The following is a 1,042-nucleotide window of genomic DNA, read 5'->3' as shown; positions in this document are numbered from 1 at the left end:
CCGGACCTCAGGCGAAAAGCGGTTCGACGTCTTCTTGGTCATAGCCCCATCCTCTCAACACTTGGGGCCTCCGGCAAACACGGGGCGATTCAGCGGAGGCCCAGGCGGCGCATGGCGCGGCGGTGTTTGCCTATCGCGTGACGGACCCCGAGCGCTAGCAGCCTGTCGGGTTTGGGTTTGCTGGCGACGGGTTCGTTGGATTGTGGATCAGGCGGCTGGCCGCAGGCGATGCAGCCTACGGCAGTTGTAGGCGAGGGCGACGAGGGTCCATTCGCTGGTGACCTTGGCGAGACCGCGGAGGTGGAAGCGGGTGAAGCCGAGGGCTGACTTGATGATGCCGAAGACGGGCTCGACGGTCTGCTTGCGACGGGCGTAGCGGGCTTTGGCATCAGGGGTTCCGAGTTTGGCCAGCATGGCGAGGCGCCAGGGCTCGGTGATGTGGCGTGGCGTCTTGGGCTGGGGTGGCGGCCGGAAGTCGTAGGGTCGGTGCGGCTGGGTGCGGCCGATGGCGACCAGCGGCTCGATCCCGTGCGCCTGAAGGGCGGCGACTGCCTCGCCTGAGGCGAAGCCGGTGTCGGCGAGGACGGTCTGCGGCAGGCCAATGCCCTGCTCCATGCCGAGGAGGGTTGCGGCAAAGCTCGGCGCATCGGCGGAGGTGGCGACGACGCCGGTGGCGAGGATCAGCTGTGAGCCCTCGGCGCAGACAACAGCTTGGGCATTGTAAGCCTGGCGGTACTCATGGGCGTCGGAGCGACGCATCAGCGCGCTGTCGGGGTTGGTCAGGTTGGACTGGCGCCCGGGCGGCGGATCGTCCTCGGGCGGCTTGGGCGGGCGGCCGCGGCGGCCAGTCTTGGCCTCGTAAGCGGCCCGTTTGGCCTCGTAGTCCGGCCGGGCCGCCTCCGCCTCGGCGCGGGCCTGCTGCTCGAGCCGGGCGCAGGCAGCATTGAGCTAAGAACCTATCCCGGCAGGGCATGTCGCCAGGTGATGATGGCGAGCGCGAGGTGGAGCAGCGCGAGGTAGTTGGCGGACTTCTTGGCCCAGC

At 68.9% G+C, this 1,042-nt stretch carries 1 pseudogene; it reads right to left on the bottom strand.

Annotated elements, in window-relative coordinates:
* Window positions 1-207: 207 nt before the first annotated feature.
* Window positions 208-948, bottom strand: a pseudogene (locus BLR02_RS28345) (transposase); the annotation flags it as partial.
* Between the last annotated feature and the right edge of the window lie 94 nt (window positions 949-1,042).

It is taken from the genome of Belnapia rosea (genome assembly GCF_900101615.1).
Lineage (GTDB): Bacteria > Pseudomonadota > Alphaproteobacteria > Acetobacterales > Acetobacteraceae > Belnapia > Belnapia rosea.
The sequence above is the reverse complement of the archived record's forward strand: the minus strand, read 5'-3'. Positions and strand labels throughout refer to the sequence as shown.